This is a genomic window from Lutibacter sp. (genome assembly GCF_033723435.1).
Taxonomy (GTDB): domain Bacteria; phylum Bacteroidota; class Bacteroidia; order Flavobacteriales; family Flavobacteriaceae; genus Lutibacter.
In genome coordinates, this window is sequence record NZ_JAWVXC010000008.1 from 107,215 (window position 1) to 123,678 (window position 16,464).

At 28.9% G+C, this 16,464-nt stretch carries 17 protein-coding genes and 1 rRNA gene; 7 read left to right on the plus strand and 11 right to left on the minus strand.

Going from position 1 to position 16,464, the window contains the following annotated elements; genetic code table 11:
• Nucleotides 1-9: 9 nt before the first annotated feature.
• The gene (locus R3342_RS11920) at nt 10-1,641 is read left to right on the plus strand and encodes a M1 family metallopeptidase (protein ID WP_318940508.1); all 1,632 of its coding nucleotides are present in this window, start codon (nt 10-12) and stop codon (nt 1,639-1,641) included.
• Here R3342_RS11920 and R3342_RS11925 read toward each other — a convergent pair.
• The 4 genes from R3342_RS11925 to R3342_RS11940 all read right to left on the minus strand — a co-directional run bounded on the left by R3342_RS11925 (nt 1,638) and on the right by R3342_RS11940 (nt 5,463).
• Nucleotides 1,638-2,060 carry a secondary thiamine-phosphate synthase enzyme YjbQ gene (locus tag R3342_RS11925; RefSeq protein WP_318940509.1) on the minus strand — a complete coding sequence of 141 codons (423 nt, stop codon included), beginning with the start codon at nt 2,058-2,060 and terminating at the stop codon, nt 1,638-1,640. The two genes, R3342_RS11920 and R3342_RS11925, sit on opposite strands and share 4 nt — an antisense overlap.
• Before the next feature lie 2 nt (nt 2,061-2,062).
• Nucleotides 2,063-3,268 carry an L-2-hydroxyglutarate oxidase gene (gene lhgO / locus R3342_RS11930; protein ID WP_318940510.1) on the minus strand — a complete coding sequence of 402 codons (1,206 nt, stop codon included), beginning with the start codon at nt 3,266-3,268 and terminating at the stop codon, nt 2,063-2,065.
• Complete coding sequence (locus tag R3342_RS11935) at nt 3,258-4,568, minus strand: MFS transporter (RefSeq protein ID WP_318940511.1); 1,311 nt, start codon at nt 4,566-4,568, stop codon at nt 3,258-3,260. The genes lhgO and R3342_RS11935 overlap by 11 nt, the downstream gene beginning before the upstream one ends.
• Before the next feature lie 73 nt (nt 4,569-4,641).
• Complete coding sequence (locus tag R3342_RS11940; RefSeq protein WP_318940512.1) at nt 4,642-5,463, minus strand: M48 family metallopeptidase; 822 nt, start codon at nt 5,461-5,463, stop codon at nt 4,642-4,644.
• Nucleotides 5,464-5,530: 67 nt separating this feature from the next.
• Between R3342_RS11940 and R3342_RS11945 the strand changes: the two genes are divergently transcribed.
• The 4 genes from R3342_RS11945 (at nt 5,531) to R3342_RS11960 (ending at nt 9,318) form a co-directional block, all read left to right on the plus strand.
• Complete coding sequence (locus R3342_RS11945) at nt 5,531-6,427, plus strand: alpha/beta hydrolase (protein ID WP_318940513.1); 897 nt, start codon at nt 5,531-5,533, stop codon at nt 6,425-6,427.
• 67 nt (nt 6,428-6,494) lie between these two features.
• Complete coding sequence (gene msrB / locus R3342_RS11950; RefSeq protein WP_318940515.1) at nt 6,495-6,893, plus strand: peptide-methionine (R)-S-oxide reductase MsrB; 399 nt, start codon at nt 6,495-6,497, stop codon at nt 6,891-6,893.
• A 178-nt stretch (nt 6,894-7,071) separates the two neighbouring features.
• Nucleotides 7,072-8,403 (plus strand): signal recognition particle protein, encoded by a 1,332-nt coding sequence (gene ffh, locus R3342_RS11955; protein ID WP_318940516.1) that lies wholly within the window; start codon nt 7,072-7,074, stop codon nt 8,401-8,403.
• A 39-nt stretch (nt 8,404-8,442) separates the two neighbouring features.
• Nucleotides 8,443-9,318 (plus strand): bifunctional 5,10-methylenetetrahydrofolate dehydrogenase/5,10-methenyltetrahydrofolate cyclohydrolase, encoded by an 876-nt coding sequence (locus tag R3342_RS11960; protein ID WP_318940518.1) that lies wholly within the window; start codon nt 8,443-8,445, stop codon nt 9,316-9,318.
• A 5-nt stretch (nt 9,319-9,323) separates the two neighbouring features.
• Here the strand turns inward: R3342_RS11960 and R3342_RS11965 are convergent, their stop codons facing one another.
• Entirely contained in the window at nt 9,324-9,749 is a 426-nt protein-coding gene (locus tag R3342_RS11965) for a VOC family protein (RefSeq protein WP_318940520.1), read from the minus strand.
• A gap of 2 nt (nt 9,750-9,751) precedes the next feature.
• Nucleotides 9,752-10,108, minus strand: coding sequence for a cupin domain-containing protein (locus R3342_RS11970; RefSeq protein WP_318940522.1), 357 nt, complete (start codon nt 10,106-10,108; stop codon nt 9,752-9,754).
• A gap of 159 nt (nt 10,109-10,267) precedes the next feature.
• On the opposite strand from R3342_RS11970, the gene R3342_RS11975 reads away from it, so the two are divergent.
• Complete coding sequence (locus R3342_RS11975) at nt 10,268-11,626, plus strand: MBL fold metallo-hydrolase (protein ID WP_318940523.1); 1,359 nt, start codon at nt 10,268-10,270, stop codon at nt 11,624-11,626.
• Nucleotides 11,627-11,635: 9 nt separating this feature from the next.
• On the opposite strand, the gene R3342_RS11980 is transcribed toward R3342_RS11975, so the two are convergent.
• Both R3342_RS11980 and R3342_RS11985 read right to left on the minus strand, forming a co-directional pair.
• Nucleotides 11,636-12,208, minus strand: coding sequence for a hypothetical protein (locus R3342_RS11980; protein WP_318940525.1), 573 nt, complete (start codon nt 12,206-12,208; stop codon nt 11,636-11,638).
• Between the two features lie 78 nt (nt 12,209-12,286).
• Entirely contained in the window at nt 12,287-13,798 is a 1,512-nt protein-coding gene (locus tag R3342_RS11985) for a helicase HerA-like domain-containing protein (RefSeq protein ID WP_318940526.1), read from the minus strand.
• 105 nt (nt 13,799-13,903) lie between these two features.
• Between R3342_RS11985 and R3342_RS11990 the strand changes: the two genes are divergently transcribed.
• Nucleotides 13,904-14,536 (plus strand): 7-carboxy-7-deazaguanine synthase QueE, encoded by a 633-nt coding sequence (locus R3342_RS11990; protein ID WP_318940529.1) that lies wholly within the window; start codon nt 13,904-13,906, stop codon nt 14,534-14,536.
• Nucleotides 14,537-14,556: 20 nt separating this feature from the next.
• On the opposite strand, the gene cmk is transcribed toward R3342_RS11990, so the two are convergent.
• The 3 genes from cmk to rrf form a co-directional block, all read right to left on the minus strand.
• The gene (gene cmk, locus R3342_RS11995) at nt 14,557-15,255 is read right to left on the minus strand and encodes a (d)CMP kinase (RefSeq protein ID WP_318940532.1); all 699 of its coding nucleotides are present in this window, start codon (nt 15,253-15,255) and stop codon (nt 14,557-14,559) included.
• Between the two features lie 4 nt (nt 15,256-15,259).
• A complete protein-coding gene (porQ, locus tag R3342_RS12000) occupies nt 15,260-16,270 on the minus strand; it encodes a type IX secretion system protein PorQ (RefSeq protein WP_318940534.1) in 1,011 nt (336 codons plus the stop codon).
• Nucleotides 16,271-16,375: 105 nt separating this feature from the next.
• Nucleotides 16,376-16,464 (minus strand): 5S ribosomal RNA (rrf, locus tag R3342_RS12005); the annotation flags it as partial.

The following is a 16,464-nucleotide window of genomic DNA, read 5'->3' on the forward strand; positions in this document are numbered from 1 at the left end:
GCTTTTTTTATGAAAAAATATTTAGTGAGTTTATTTTTATTATTCATTAGTATATCTGCTTTTTCTCAGAAAAAAATTTTCACACATCAAGATACTCTTAGAGGTTCAATTACAAAAGAGCGCATTTGGTGGGATTTAAAACATTACGACTTAAATATAAAAGTAAATCCTAAAACAAAATCTATCTCTGGAAAAAATATCATAAAATATAAAGTTCTTAAGAGCTATCAAATCATGCAAATTGAATTGCAAGCTCCAATGAAAATAATCAAGGTAACTCAAAATAATAGTGTTCTTGATTTTAAAAAAGATGGTTATTCTTATTTTATTCAACTAAAAAATAAACAACAAATAGGGGATAAAAACGAAATAACTATTTTTTTTGAAGGAAAACCTAGAATTGCTGTACGACCTCCTTGGGATGGCGGTTTAACATGGAAAAAAGATAGTAATGGAAAAAATTTTATAGCAACATCGTGCCAAGGTATTGGCGCTAGTATTTGGTGGCCATGTAAAGATCATATGTATGATGAGCCAGATAGTATGGTAATTAATATAACTACACCTAATAATTTAATGGATGTTTCAAATGGGAGATTAAAAGATGTAACCATAAATAAAGATAGTACAAAAACATTTCATTGGGTTGTAAGAAATCCTATCAATAATTACGGTGTAAATATGAACATTGCCGATTATGCTCATTTTTCTGAAAAATACAAAGGAGAAAAAGGCGTTTTAGATTGTGATTATTATGTGCTGAAGGAAAATTTGGACAAGGCTAAAAAACAGTTTAAACAAGTTCCTAAAATGTTAAAAGCATTTGAATATTGGTTTGGTCCTTACCCCTTTTATGAAGATAGCTATAAATTAGTAGAAGTACCTTATTTAGGCATGGAACATCAGAGCTCTGTTACGTATGGAAACCATTATGAAAATGGAATTTTAGGAGAGGACTTAAGTGGAACAGGCTGGGGATTGAAATTTGATTTTATTATTATCCATGAATCTGGACATGAGTGGTTTGCAAATAATATAACCTATAAAGACATTGCTGATATGTGGATCCACGAAGGCTTTACAGCATATGCTGAGAACTTATATCTAGATTATTACTATGGAAAAAAAGCAAGTAGCGAATATGTTATTGGAACACGAAAAAGAATTAAAAATGACAAGCCAATAATTGGCTGTTATAATGTTAACAATGAAGGTTCTGAGGATATGTATTATAAGGGAGCTAATATGTTACATACTTTAAGGCAATTAGTTGGAAACGATACTAAATGGCGCGAAATTCTTAGAGGTTTAAATAAAGAATTTTATCATCAAACTGTTACCACTAAACAAATAGAGGATTATTTAAGTCAGCATACTAAAATTAATTTATCTGCTTTTTTTAATCAATATCTGCGAGATATTAGAATTCCTACATTAGCTTACAAAATTTCTAATAACACTTTGACTTATAGATGGATTAACATTGTTGATAATTTTGACATGCCTATAAAAGTAACGATGAATAATTCTAAAAAATGGATATTTCCAACTAATAATTGGAAAGAACTAAAATTAGATTCAGAATTATCGAAGTTTAAGATTGATAAAAATTTTTATGTAAAATCTAAAAGAATAGATTAATTTCCAAAAGCAGTTAACACTAATTTACGAGAACCTCCATTATTTCTGTGTTCACACAAAAATATACCTTGCCAAGTACCTAAATTTAATTTTCCATTGGTAATAGGTATTTGTATGGAACTGCTTAAAATGGAAGTTTTAATATGTGCTGGCATATCATCTGTGCCTTCCATAGTATGTGTAAAATAATTATTGTTTTCTGGAACTAAATTATTAAAGTAATTTTCAAAATCATTTCTAACCGAAGGATCAGCGTTTTCATTAATAGTTAAACTTGCTGAAGTATGTTTTATAAAAACTTGTAATTGACCTGTTTTTATATTTTTAATAGCCTCAAATTCATTTATAATATTATCTGTGATTAAATGAAATCCTCTTGAAAAAGGTTTTAATACTATTTCTATTTGATAAAATTTCATAACTATTCATTTAAAGTTACGTTTACAATTTCATCAGCAATTGCCAAACATGAAGTTGCTGCTGGAGAAGGAGCATTTAGAACGTGAATGTTTCCGTTATGTTTCATAATTTTAAAATCATCTACCATATTTCCATCATAATCAATTGCCTGAGCTCTAACTCCTGCTCTTGAAGGTTGCACATCATTTGGCGTAATACTCGGCATCATATGTTTTAAAGCATTTACAAATAAACGTTTAGAAAATGCTCTTTTATATTCATCTATTCCCTTACGCCAGTTTTTACCAAATAGTTTCCATGTTCCACTAAATGTTAACGCTTCAAAAGTATCTTTTAAATTAAAACTTGTTCTTTTATATCCTTCGCGCTTAAAAGTAAAAACAGCATTTGGACCACATTCAATTCCTCCATTTATCATTCTGGTAAAATGAACTCCTAAAAATGGATATTTTGGATCAGGAACCGGATATACTAAATTGTTAATTTTATTGGAAGCTTCTTTAGTTAATTCATAATAATCTCCTCTAAAACCAACTATATGCATATCTAATTTTAAATTATCTTTTTCAGCACTTCTGTCCGATTGCAAACCTGTACAAAAAATAACTTTTTCAGCAATAAACTTACCTAAAGATGTTTTTAATTCCGTGCTATTATTTATTGATGAAATAGCTACTACTTTACAGTTTGAAATTAATTTACTTTCTGGATTTATGCTTTCAACCAATTCTACCAATTTATTGGATACTGCAACGTAATCAATGATACCAGCTGTTGGCACCCAAATAGCTTTAATAGCTTCAATAAAAGGTTCTTTTTCTTTTATTTCTTCAGAATTTAAAAAGCGTATACCTTCAGTCTCATTTTCTAACCCTTTTTTATAAATATCTTCTAAAATAGGAATATCACTTGGCTTTGTAGCGACAATTACTTTTCCACAAACATCGTGTTTGATATTATTTTCTTTAGCAAACTCAACTAGCTGTGTTCTACCATTTTTACAATTTTTTGCTTTATAAGAACCTGGTTTATAATAAATTCCGGAATGAATTACTCCAGAATTTCTTCCTGTTTGATGCAATCCAACATTAGGTTCTTTTTCTAATATTGCTATTTTTTTTTGAGGAAATTTTAATTGCAATTTATAGGCTGTAGCTAAACCAACAATTCCAGCTCCAACAACGATAAAATCATATTTATTGGACATACTTTGTTTTTCTAACAAAGGTCAGCAATACAAAAGATAAAACAAAGAAAATTGCTAAAAACAATACGCTATATTGCATAGATCCTGTTAAAGAAACAAGCAAGCCAAAAACAAACATCCCAAATACAATAGCTATTTTTTCAGTAACATCATAAAAGCTAAAGAATGTTGCATGATCTTCAGTTTTTGGTAATAATTTTGAATACGTAGAACGTGCTAACGATTGAATTGCACCCATTACCAAACCAATTAGAGCTCCTAATCCATAAAAATAATAAACCACATTTGCTTGATTTTTATCTAGCATAAAAGCCGAAACACATACTAATGCCCAAATAGTAATGGTAATTTTTAAGGCACTTAAATTCCCTATTTTATCTGATAATCGTGAAAATAGAAAAGCACCAACTATTGCAACTATTTGCACTACTAAAATTACTATTATTAAGTTTAATGTTGGTAATCCTAGTTCTTTACTGCCAAAAATTCCAGCCATTAAAATAATAGTTTGTACACCAACACTAAATAAAAAAAATGAGATCAAAAAAAACTTTAACTCGTTATGTTTTAAAACTTCTTTAGCTACTACTTTTAATTCTTTCAATCCTTTCCAAATAAAATCTTTTTTTGGTTTTCTATTATAAACATTATTAGGTAATCTTCTATAAGTAATTTGAGCAAATCCTAACCACCAAATACCTACTAACAAAAATGTGATACGAGAAGCAATTCCTGCATCTGCCAAACCAAATAATTCGGGCTTATTAATCATTACCAGACTAAATAGCAACAAAAATACAGAGCCTGTGTATCCTAAAATAAAACCTTTTGCACTAACATCATCTTGTTGTTCTGGATGTGCTACTTCTGGTAAATAAGCGTTGTAAAAAACAATACTTCCCCAAAAACCAATACTTGCAAAAATGGTGAAAACAATACCAACCCAAAGCGTTTGTTCTCCTTTAAAAAAGAATAAACCCATAACGGATAATGATCCTATCAAACAAAATACTTTTAAAAATTTTAATTTATTTCCTGTATAATCTGCAATACCAGATAAAATTGGAGATATAAATGCTACAATTAAAAATGAAAATGCAAGCGTATAATCATACAAAGTTGTTGGTGTCCATTGAGTTCCTAAAAACGTAATTTTTCCATCTATATTTTCAAAAGAAGCTGTTAAATTACTATAATAAATAGGAAATACAGCTGTGCTAATAACTAATGAATAAACTGAATTTGCCCAATCGTAAAATGCCCATGCATTGATTAGTTTTTTATCGCCTTTTTGTAACATAATTATATAAAAATAAAAACCATTCTAAGATTTTAGAATGGTTTACAATATACTATAAAAAAATTATATCTGCTTATTGACCAGATTTCATTTCTTGCGCATTATATTTTTTAGCTAAAGCAATAGCTGTTGGCAAATACGCGGTTAAATTTTTAATACGTGTTTCGTCTGAAGGGTGTGTGCTTAAAAATTCTGGTGGTTTATTTCCTTTGGATTGTTGGCTCATTCTAATCCATAAATTAATAGATTCTTTTGGATTATATCCTGCCATTATCATAAAAACCATTCCTAGTTTATCTGCTTCTGTTTCATGAGTTCTACTAAAAGCTAATAAGCCAATTCCTGTACTAACTCCAAAAGCGGTATTCCATATTTGTCGTGTTTTTGGGTTTTTATTAGAAGTGCTTAAACCAACAGCAATTCCACCTGCCTGTTGTAAAATTCCTGAAGTCATACGTTCTTGTCCATGCTTTGCAAATGCATGAGCAATTTCGTGTCCCATAACTGCAGCAATGCCATCCTTATTTTTGCAAATTGGCAAAATTCCTGTATAAAAAACTACTTTACCACCTGGCATACACCAAGCATTAACAGTTTTATCCTCTATTAAATTAAATTCCCATTTATAGCTGTTGGCTTCTTTTACCATGCCATTAGCTCTCATGAATCTATCAACAGCTTCGGATATGTTTTTGCCTACTTCTCTAATTTCATTCGTTTCTTTAACGTTTTTTGAAATTTTATTTTCTTTTAAAAAACCTTGGTATTGAGCAAAACTGGCAGGAAGTACTTGTTCATCACCAACAAAATTTAATCTTTTTCTTCCACTTATTGGAACCGTACTACAACTTATTAGAAATAATACTACAACTAACCATAAAATATTTTTTTCCATTTTTATAGATTTTTTTTGATTGTTCTAAAAATACATATTCTATATTTACATTCAAAATTATTTTTTTATGAGTCACCAAAAACCCGAAGAATTTAAACCTCAAATTAATTACACTAAAATACCCAATTCTATTTTATATACTGGTAAATTTTTACAAGCAATATCTACAAATTTAGCAACTAAATTTGCTATAAAAATATTTAGAACTCCTATAAAATTTAAAACTCCTGAACGAGAAAAAATGATGGAGAGAAGTGCTCAAAAAGAATTGGTTTTAATTCCTGAGTTACAAAAAAAAGTTATGGTTTATTCTTACGGATATTCAAAAAGAAAAGTATTATTAGTACATGGATGGTCTGGAAGAGGAACTCAATTATATAAAATTGCAGATAAGTTATTAGAAAATGGATTTATGACTATTAGTTTTGACGGACCTGCTCATGGACATTCAACTGGTAAAACTACTATGATGAATGAATTTGTGTCTACCATTATGTATTTAGAAAAAAAACACGGTCCTTTTGAATTTGCTATTGGACACTCTTTAGGTGGAATGGCAGTTTTAAACAGTATAAAACAAGGCTTACAAGTAAAAAAAGCAATTAGTATTAGTGCAGGCTGTGTAATTACAGATATTATTAAAGATTTTGTTAATAAACTTGAGTTAAAACCTGTTTTAGTTTCTAAAATAAAAAATAATTTTCATCGTAAATTTGGAGAAGATATAGATAATTATTCGGCAAACGTGGCCGCACAAAAAGTTACAATTCCAACATTTGTTATCCATGATTCTAATGATAAAGATGTTCATGTAAGTTGTGCACATAATATTCGTCAAAATTTACAGCAAGGTGAACTTTTAGTTACCAATGGCTTAGGACATAGACGTATCTTAAAAGATGACTTTGTTATTAAACGAATTATGGATTTTATTAAAAGAGAAGAAAACAATGAAAAAATTTAATTTATTATTTATAGTTGTCCTTATTTTTAGCCTATCAAACTATAGCCAACAAAAAAATACTACTAAAATGAATAAAAAAATAGAAAAAACAGAAGCAGAATGGAAATCTATTTTATCGCCACAACAATTTTATGTGCTTAGACAAAAAGGAACAGATGCTCCAAGTGAAGGAGGTTATACTTCATTCTTTGAAAAAGGAACTTATGTTTGTGCAGCTTGCGGAACGCAATTATTTAAATCGAATTCTAAATTTGAATCGCATTGCGGATGGCCGTCTTTTGATGATGCTATTGAAGGAACTGTAAAATATGTTTTAGACAAAAGTCATGGTATGATTAGAACTGAAATTATCTGCGCTACTTGTGGCGGACATTTAGGTCATGTTTTTGATGATGGCCCCAAAGAAACAACTGGAAAACGATTTTGTGTAAATACTACTTCCATTAAATTTATTAAGCAAGAATAATTAATAACTCTTTAACCATTGAAAAAAGAGGCTTAAAATTCACAAAAAACACAACTATTAGTTTTTTAAATTGTAATTTTTATTCATAGAATTAATATACTTTTCAATTAAAAAACGCTTTTACTTTTTAATAGCATTTTTAGTATATTTGCAATTCTAAAAAACGAAGTAAAATTTTATGTTTAATAATTTAAGTGATAAACTAGATAAAGCCTTTCATGTACTAAAAGGTCACGGAAAAATTACAGAAGTTAATGTTGCTGAAACTTTAAAAGAAGTTAGACGCGCATTACTAGATGCCGATGTTAATTTTAAAATAGCTAAGAATTTCACCAAAACTGTAAAAGAAAAAGCATTAGGACAAAATGTATTAACTACGTTAAATCCTGGTCAATTAATGGTTAAAATCGTTAAAGATGAATTAACCGAGTTAATGGGTGGCGAAACTGTTGGAATTAATTTATCTGGAACACCAACCGTTATTTTAATGTCGGGATTACAAGGTTCCGGTAAAACAACTTTCTCAGGTAAATTAGCTAATTACTTAAAAACAAAAAAAACAAAACAAGTATTATTAGTTGGTTGTGATGTTTATCGTCCTGCCGCTATTAATCAATTAAAAGTAGTAGGTGAACAAATTGGTGTTGAAGTTTACGCTGAAGAGGAAAATAAAAACCCTGTTGAAATTTCTAAAAATGCTATTAAACACGCCAAAGAAACTGGTAAAAATGTAGTAATTATAGATACCGCTGGTCGTTTAGCTGTAGATGAAGAAATGATGACCGAAATATCTAACATTCATAAAGCTGTAAATCCGCAAGAAACCTTATTTGTGGTAGATTCTATGACCGGTCAGGATGCCGTAAATACTGCTAAAGCTTTTAATGATATTTTAAATTTTGAAGGAGTTGTATTAACAAAATTAGATGGTGATACTCGTGGTGGTGCAGCTTTATCTATAAAATCCGTTGTAGATAAACCAATTAAATTTATTGGTACTGGAGAAAAAATGGAAGCTATTGATGTTTTCCATCCAGATCGAATGGCGGAACGTATCTTGGGAATGGGTGATGTTGTATCTTTAGTAGAAAGAGCTCAAGAACAATATGACGAAGAAGAAGCCAGAAAAATTCAAAAGAAAATTGCAAAAAACCAATTTGGTTTTGATGATTTCTTAAAACAAATTCATCAAATCAAAAAAATGGGAAATATGAAGGATTTAGTTGGTATGATTCCTGGTGCTGGTAAAATGATGAAAGATGTAGATATTGATGATGATGCTTTTAAAGGAATTGAAGCTATTATTCATTCTATGACTCCTGTAGAAAGAAGTGATCCTAAAATTATAAATGCTCCTCGTAAAAAAAGAATTGCAAAAGGCTCAGGAACATCCATTCAAGAAGTAAATCAATTATTAAAACAATTTACTCAAATGAGTAAAATGATGAAAATGATGCAAGGTGGCGGTGGTCGTCAAATGATGCAGATGATGAAAGGTATGGGACGATAATTTAAAATATATATTTTAATAAACTAAACAAATTCAACTATGGTTTTACTAGATGGAAGAAAAACATCCGCAGATATAAAAGATGAAATTGCTTTAAAAGTAAAAGAATTTAAAGATTCTGGTAAAAAAATACCACACCTAGCTGCTATTTTAGTTGGCACTGATGGGGCAAGTATGACATATGTAAGTGGTAAAGTAAAAGCCTGTGAATTAGTTGGTTTTAAATCCACATTAATTGAATTGCCTAAAGAAACATCTGAAGAAAAATTATTACAAGAAATTGAAGCACTTAACAATAATGATGATATAGATGGTTTTATTGTTCAACTTCCTCTTCCAAAACATATAGATGAACAAAAAGTACTATTAACTGTTGATCCTGATAAAGATGTAGACGGATTTCATCCAACTAACGTTGGCAAAATGGCATTAGATTTACCATGTTTTTTACCTGCTACACCTTTTGGGATTTTAGAGCTTCTAGAACGCTATAAAGTAGAAACTTCAGGAAAACATGTGGTTGTTATTGGCAGAAGTCACATTGTTGGAAGACCTATAAGCATTTTAATGAGTCAAAAAAGATTGGCAGGAAATGCTACAGTTACTTTGACACATAGTAGAACAAAAAATTTAAAAGAAATTACTTTAAGAGCAGATATAATTGTTGCCGCGCTAGGTAAACCTGAATTTTTAACTGGAGATATGGTTAAAGATGGCGTAACTATAATTGATGTAGGAATAACACGTATTAAAGATGATTCTAAAAAAAGAGGTTATAGGATAGCGGGAGATGTTCATTTTGAAAGTGTTGCACCTAAATCTGCATTTATAACTCCTGTTCCTAGAGGTGTTGGTCCAATGACCATTGCAATGCTCCTAAAAAACACATTATTAGCTTGCGAGAGGAAACAATAATTTTTTTATTTAGCAAATAATTGATTCATATTTTTAAATGCCTTAAATTCTAATGCATTTCCTGAAGGGTCTAAAAAAAACATAGTAGCCTGCTCTCCTACTTCGCCTTTAAACCTAATGTAAGGTTCAATAACAAAATTAATATCTTTCTTTATTAATTTTTCTGATAAATTATGAAAGTCTTCCCATATTAAAACTACTCCAAAATGTGGGACAGGTACATTTTTACCATCTACCAAATTGGTATGTAATACTTTTTTTTGTTCTTCAGGTTTGTAATGAATTACCAATTGATGTCCAAAAAAATTAAAATCTACCCAAATATCGCTACTTCTTCCTTCATTACATTCCAAAACATCTCTATAAAAAGTACGACAGACTTCTAAATTATTAACAGGTATTGCTAAATGAAAAGGTTGAATATTATTCATGTTTATTCTTCTCTATGTACTAAATCTATTGAAAATGCAGGATTGCAAACCGAAATATATTCACAATCTTCATCAAAAGGATTTGAATACTGAATTCTTGCTCCTTTTTCAATTTTAATGGATTCTCCTGCTTTTAAAATAACAACATCATCATCAATAATAAATTGCTTTTTCCCTTTAATTATATACGTGTATTCATCAAATTCAGGCACTTGAAAAGGTTCACTCCATTTTGATGGAGCTACCATATGAGCTATACTAATATTGCAGTTATTACTATTACCAAAATGCTCTTCAATTACTTTACCATCAGTAGTAGGAACAACAAATGGCGAATTTTGAATTTTATATTTTTTCAATGTTTTTATTTTTAAATTTAACTTATGTAAAACTAAAAATTATATTTTATAAAGCTGGTTTAATATTCCATAATTTTAACTAAATATTATAGCTTTATTTTTAAAATGTACTTATTTAATGGTAACTTGTATATCTTATCATTATCAAAATTCATTATTATGAAACTTACATTTTTAGGAGGAGCAGGTACTGTAACAGGTTCAAAAATAATTTTAGAAGTTAATTATAAAAAATTATTGATTGATTGTGGTTTATTTCAAGGATTAAAAGAACTGCGTTTAAAAAACTGGGAAAAACTACCAATTAACGGTGATGATATTGATATTGTTTTTTTAACGCATGCACATCTAGATCATTCTGGATACTTACCTATTTTAGTTAAAAACGGATACAAAGGCAAAATTTATTGTTCAGAAGCAACAAAAGATTTAGCTAAAATTATATTATTAGATAGTGGTAAAATTCAAGAAGAAGAAGCTCATAGAGCAAATAAACACCATTATACAAAACATGAAAAAGCAGTTCCATTATACGACAGAGAAGACGCTGTAAATACACTTTCGCATTTTCAAACATTTAAGCTTAATGAATGGTTTCCAATTAATGACACTATTAAATTCAAATTTCTAAATAGCGGTCATATTTTAGGAAGTACTTTTATTGTATTTGAAATAAATGGAAAAACAATAGTATTTTCAGGAGATATTGGTCGAAAAAAACCAATTATATTACCAAAATATGAATATATTTCAAATGCAGATTATTTAGTAATTGAATCTACATATGGCAATAGATTACATGAACAAACAGACATAAAAGAAGCTTTATTAAAACCTATTATAAAAACTTATGAAAAAGGAGGAACACTAGTCATTCCTACATTCTCAGTAGAAAGAGCACAAGAAATTATTTTTTTATTAAGTGTTTTAAAACGCGAAAATAAACTACCTAACATTCCTATTTACCTTGATAGCCCAATGGGTGTAAATGCAACCGAGGTTTATCTAAATTATAAAAATGACCATATTTTAAGTTATGAAGATGTTTCAAGTATGCTTTCTACGGTGCATTTAGTTAGTGATGTTGAAACTTCTAAATCAGTGGTAAGTAATAAAAATCAAAAAATTGTTTTAGCAGGAAGTGGTATGCTTACTGGTGGTAGAGTGTTACATTATTTAGATAATTTAATTTCTGATCCAAAAAATAGTATTTTAATTGTTGGGTATCAAGCAGTAGGAACACGAGGTAGAGCATTACTTTCTGGAGATTCCGAAATTAAATTCTTTGGAAGTTACCATAAAATAAATGCTGAAATTTTTACCATAAATGCTTTTTCAGGGCATGCAGATCAAAGTGAATTATTAGATTGGCTTAAACATTTTAAAAAGCCTCCATTACTTACTTTTATAAATCATGGCGAGCCACATCAAAGTCAAGCATTGAAAACTAAAATCAAGAATGATCTTGGCTGGAAATGTACAATCGCTAAAATGGAAAATGAATATTATTTAGATTAAAAATAATATTTAATTAAACCATATAGTGAAGTATTTAATTTTTGCCATATCAGGAATTTGGTTAAGCAAAATTTCTTCTGTGCTAAATTTACTAATTCCTAATTCTTTTTTATCAATAGAAATTGTGGCGTTTAATTCATCTATAAATAGTGTTGCCGATGTTAGTGTAGTTTCAACATTATTCACTAAATAATTTTCGTTAATATCTTTAAAAGTTGATTTTAAAGATATCCCTTTATCTGTAACGTAGTTAGGATCGTAAATTCCAACGCTTTTAATTTTTGATAAAGAATCATTTTGAGTGGTTGCTGTTATTTCCAATAATTTTTTCCCTGATTTTGAATAAATATCAAATTCATCATCATTTAAAGAAAACATCTTTTTAGAATTTATAGTGTCCAAATAAGTTTTGTTAGAAACTATAGAATCCTCTTTAAATATTTTACTTAAATCAGCTATAGTAGTATTTTTATTAATACTACCTACCATTCCTTTTTTTACTTCATATTTATTTGTATTGTTACATTGAACAAAAAAAATGAGTATCGTAAATAAGTAAAATATTCTTTTAATAAGTGCCATATACAATTTAACTTTTAAATAGGTTTAATCAAATTAAACGTTTTTGTTTCAATTTTATTTAATAAAACTTCTAGTATTTTATAAAACTCTTTTCAAAATACCTAAAACACCTCTAATAAATGTAGCACTTGTAACTACTTTTAAAATAGGATTCATTCTAGTACTTTGTCTACTTCTCGAAGTATAGTGTTTTTGTACTTCTTCTTTTTTTCTTTCAACTTCTTCCTTTTCATTAATCCTTTCTATTTTTCTATTCAAAATTTCAAAAGCGCTATCTCTATCAATAGCTTCATTATATTTATAAAATAGCTGAGAATTATTGATTAGTTTTTTTAATTCCACATTAGTAAGTATATCCATTCTACTCATTGGAGCCCGCATCATAGTAGCAGCCAACGGAGTTGGTTTTCCTTTTTCATTTAAAACAGAAACAAAAGCTTCTCCAATACCTAATGCTGTTAAAGATTCATCTACATCATAGTATTTTGTGTCTGGATAATTTTCCGCAACTAATTTAATAGCTTTTCTATCTTTTGCAGTAAATGCTCTTAATGCATGTTGAATTTTTAACCCTAACTGAGCTAAAATATCTTCAGGAATATCTTTTGGATTTTGAGTAACAAAATACAAACCTATACCTTTTGAACGAATTAACTTTACAATGTTCTCAATTTCTGAAAGAAGGGCTTTAGATGCTTCTCTAAAAATTAAATGAGCTTCATCTAAAAATATAATTAACTCTGGTTTATCACTATCTCCTTGTTCTGGAAAAGTATTATAAACTTCCGCTAATAATTGCAGCATAAATGTAGAAAACAATTTTGGCCTATCTTGAATATCTGTTAAACGTAAAACAGAAATAATACCTTCTCCTTTATCGTTTTTACGCACTAAATCCTTAACTTCAAAAGATCGTTCTCCAAAAAATATTTCTCCCCCTTGCTGATCTAACTCTATAATTTTACGAAGAATTGCACCTGTACTTGCTGTTGAAATTCGTCCATATTCTTTTTGAATTTCCTCTTTTCCTTCTTCAGTTGAAAATTGTAATACTTTTTTAAAATCTTTTAAATCTAATAAAGGTAACTTATGATCATCACAGTATTGAAAAATAATAGAAACTATACCACTTTGTGCGTCGGTTAAATCTAATATTCTGGATAATAAAACTGGACCAAATTCAGAAACAGTTGCTCTTAATCTAACTCCATCCTGTTCTGAAATAGTTAATACATCTACAGGAAATCCTCTCCCTTCAAATGGTAAACCAATTGACTCCATTCGCTCATCTATTTTTGGATGTCCTGGACTTGGTTCTGCTAAACCACTCAAATCTCCTTTAATATCCATTAACAAAACGGGAATGCCTTTTTCAGAAAGATTTTCTGCCATTACTTGCAACGATTTGGTTTTTCCAGTACCTGTTGCTCCAGCAATTAATCCATGTCTATTTAAGGTTTTTAAAGGCACTTTTACAAAAGCATCTTTTAATGTTTCTCCATCTAAAGTTGCAGAACCTAAAATAATATAATCGCCTTTGGTTTGGTAACCTTCAGTTATCTCTTTAAAAAATTCTTCTTTTATAGACATTAAATAATTTTTTGTTAAAAATAAGATATAATAATCAAATTAAAAATTTCATTATAAATTTATTTGAAATTATTTATAATGGAGTAATATGCTTAAATTTGCTGTATGATAAATGAACACACGCAACAGCTAATAAATAAAGGAGAAATGCTTCCTTTAATGGAAGAATTTTATACCATTCAGGGAGAAGGTTTTCATACTGGGAAAGCTGCATATTTTATTAGAATTGGTGGTTGTGATGTTGGTTGTCATTGGTGCGATGTTAAAGAAAGTTGGGATGCTAACTTACATCCTCCAACTAAAACTACAGAAATTGTTACTAACATTAACAAACAGGCTAATACTGTGGTAGTTACTGGAGGTGAACCATTAATTTGGAATATGGATTATTTAACAAATCTTCTAAAAAAGCAAGACTTAAAAACTCATGTCGAAACTTCTGGTTCTTATAAATTATCTGGAAATTGGGATTGGATTTGTCTATCTCCTAAAAAAACGAAATTACCGTTACCTGCAATCTATTCTAAAGCTGATGAATTAAAAATAATTGTTTTAAATAAACATGATTTTAAATTTGCTGAAGAACAAGCGGCACAAGTAAATACTAATTGTGAACTTTTTTTACAACCTGAATGGAGTAAAAGAGAAGAAATGATGCCTTTAATTGTTAGTTATGTTATGGAAAATCCTAAATGGAAAATTTCATTACAAACACATAAATATTTGAATATTCCATAAAACTTACAAGCAATTATTTATCAACTATTTATAGATTTTATTTTCTCTAAAGTAATTTTGTAAATTTTATCAAATTGTTCTTCTAAGCTCAAATTAGAATTGTCAATTTCAATAGCATCACTTGCTTTAATTAAAGGAGAATCTTCTCTAGTAGAATCTATATAATCTCTATCTTTAACATTTTTAAAAATCTCTTCAAATGAAACTTTATCTCCTTTTTTTGTTAATTCATCAAACCTACGCTTAGCTCTAATATTTGCTGACGCTGTAATAAAAAATTTTAGCTCAGCATCAGGAAAAACAACAGTTCCAATATCTCTACCATCCATAACAACTCCTTTATTAGCCCCTATTAATTGTTGCTGTTTTACTAATTTTTTTCTTACTTCAGATACTTCTGCTATTTTGCTTACAAAATTTGAAACAACTAAAGATCTAATTTCACTTTCAACATTTACATTGTTTAAATAAATTTCTCCATAACCTAATCTACTATTAAACTTAAATTCTAAATTAATCTTATCTAAAGCTGAAATTAATTTTTGTTTTTCAAATTTATTTTTAGAAATTAATTTTTGTTGCATAGCATATAAAGTAACAGCCCTATACATTGCTCCAGAATCTACATAAATGTATTCTAATTTTTCGGCTAACTGTTTTGCCATTGTACTTTTACCTGTGGAAGAAAATCCGTCTATTGCAATTGTTATTTTTTTCAATTTTTTAATTTAAATTTATTAATAGGCTAAATGTGCTTGAATTTGATGCTGGATGATATTTAGAAAATGAATAATTCAATTTAAATTTATTCATCTTTAATCCAAAACCAGCTGTAAATCCTGCAAAAGATCTTTGATCTACAAATTTCAACTCTTTTGCTCTCCTAAAATTATACCCAAATCTAAGATTAAAAGCTCCTTCTGAAAAAAGTTCTGCTCCAACAGAAATATGTCTAATAGCATTATCAAAAAAAGAAATTTTTTCTTGTGTTATATTTCCGTTTAAATCTACTGTTTGGTTTGATGGATTACTATAAGCTAATTGCCATTGCTGTAAATTATCTATAGTGAAATACCAAGTTAATGGTACATTTTCTAATTTATAAGAAGCTCCCAAATTAACTTGAAGTGGTAATTTTTCTCTGTCACTGTCATATACGGTTAATTGATATCCTAAATTTCTAACAACTACAGTAAACACATAAGGTGTATATTCATTAGAATATAATAAAGCAAAATCTCCACCTATTCCAAAAGAGGAATAATTATCTATAACAGAATTAATAACTTTTAGGTTTGCCCCAATATGAAAATCTGAATTTAAAATATTGTAAGAATATCCTAAAGAAAACATAAAATCATAAGCCCTAAAAGTTCCTGTTTCAACTCCCGTTTCATCAGCTCCAATAAACTTTCCATAATTTAAATAACTTATACTTGTATGAAAAGTCCCTATTTCTCTATTAATCATGTGAGCAAAAGCAACAGTAGTAATTGTCACATCTGAAAGGTAATTAACATAGTTCACAGCTAAATTATTATCTATATTATTATTTATGGAAGATGGATTCCAAATCGGTTGATTTACATTATCCAAAATAGTTAAAACATTTCCTCCTAAAGCAGTCTGTCTTGCCGAGCTAGATAAGTTTAAAAAATTAAATACACTTTCACCTCCTGTTTGAGAATAACCTATAAAAGAGCACAAAAATATATAAATCCAGCTTTTCTTCATTTGTAAATGCAAATTAAAACTAAAATATAACTATAACCGAAAAAAGTTACATAAATTATAAAAAACGAAAAAAACCTTCAACAAAAGAGTTGAAGGTTTTCAAAAGAAAGGCGGTGACATACTCTCCCACCAATGGCAGTACCATCTGCGCTGATAGGCTTAACTTCTCTGTTCGGTATGGGAAGAGGTGAGCC

Excerpts from the sequence above, each read along its gene's own strand:
- R3342_RS11920 (WP_318940508.1), top strand. The coding sequence starts at position 10 with ATGAAAAAATATTTAGTGAGTTTATTTTTATTATTCATTAGTATATCT.
- R3342_RS11925 (WP_318940509.1), bottom strand. The coding sequence starts at position 2,060 with ATGAAATTTTATCAAATAGAAATAGTATTAAAACCTTTTTCAAGAGGA.
- lhgO (WP_318940510.1), bottom strand. The coding sequence starts at position 3,268 with ATGTCCAATAAATATGATTTTATCGTTGTTGGAGCTGGAATTGTTGGT.
- R3342_RS11935 (WP_318940511.1), bottom strand. The coding sequence starts at position 4,568 with ATGTTACAAAAAGGCGATAAAAAACTAATCAATGCATGGGCATTTTAC.
- R3342_RS11940 (WP_318940512.1), bottom strand. The coding sequence starts at position 5,463 with ATGGAAAAAAATATTTTATGGTTAGTTGTAGTATTATTTCTAATAAGT.
- R3342_RS11945 (WP_318940513.1), top strand. The coding sequence starts at position 5,531 with ATGAGTCACCAAAAACCCGAAGAATTTAAACCTCAAATTAATTACACT.
- msrB (WP_318940515.1), top strand. The coding sequence starts at position 6,495 with ATGAATAAAAAAATAGAAAAAACAGAAGCAGAATGGAAATCTATTTTA.
- ffh (WP_318940516.1), top strand. The coding sequence starts at position 7,072 with ATGTTTAATAATTTAAGTGATAAACTAGATAAAGCCTTTCATGTACTA.
- R3342_RS11960 (WP_318940518.1), top strand. The coding sequence starts at position 8,443 with ATGGTTTTACTAGATGGAAGAAAAACATCCGCAGATATAAAAGATGAA.
- R3342_RS11965 (WP_318940520.1), bottom strand. The coding sequence starts at position 9,749 with ATGAATAATATTCAACCTTTTCATTTAGCAATACCTGTTAATAATTTA.
- R3342_RS11975 (WP_318940523.1), top strand. The coding sequence starts at position 10,268 with ATGAAACTTACATTTTTAGGAGGAGCAGGTACTGTAACAGGTTCAAAA.
- R3342_RS11980 (WP_318940525.1), bottom strand. The coding sequence starts at position 12,208 with ATGGCACTTATTAAAAGAATATTTTACTTATTTACGATACTCATTTTT.
- R3342_RS11985 (WP_318940526.1), bottom strand. The coding sequence starts at position 13,798 with ATGTCTATAAAAGAAGAATTTTTTAAAGAGATAACTGAAGGTTACCAA.
- R3342_RS11990 (WP_318940529.1), top strand. The coding sequence starts at position 13,904 with ATGATAAATGAACACACGCAACAGCTAATAAATAAAGGAGAAATGCTT.
- porQ (WP_318940534.1), bottom strand. The coding sequence starts at position 16,270 with ATGAAGAAAAGCTGGATTTATATATTTTTGTGCTCTTTTATAGGTTAT.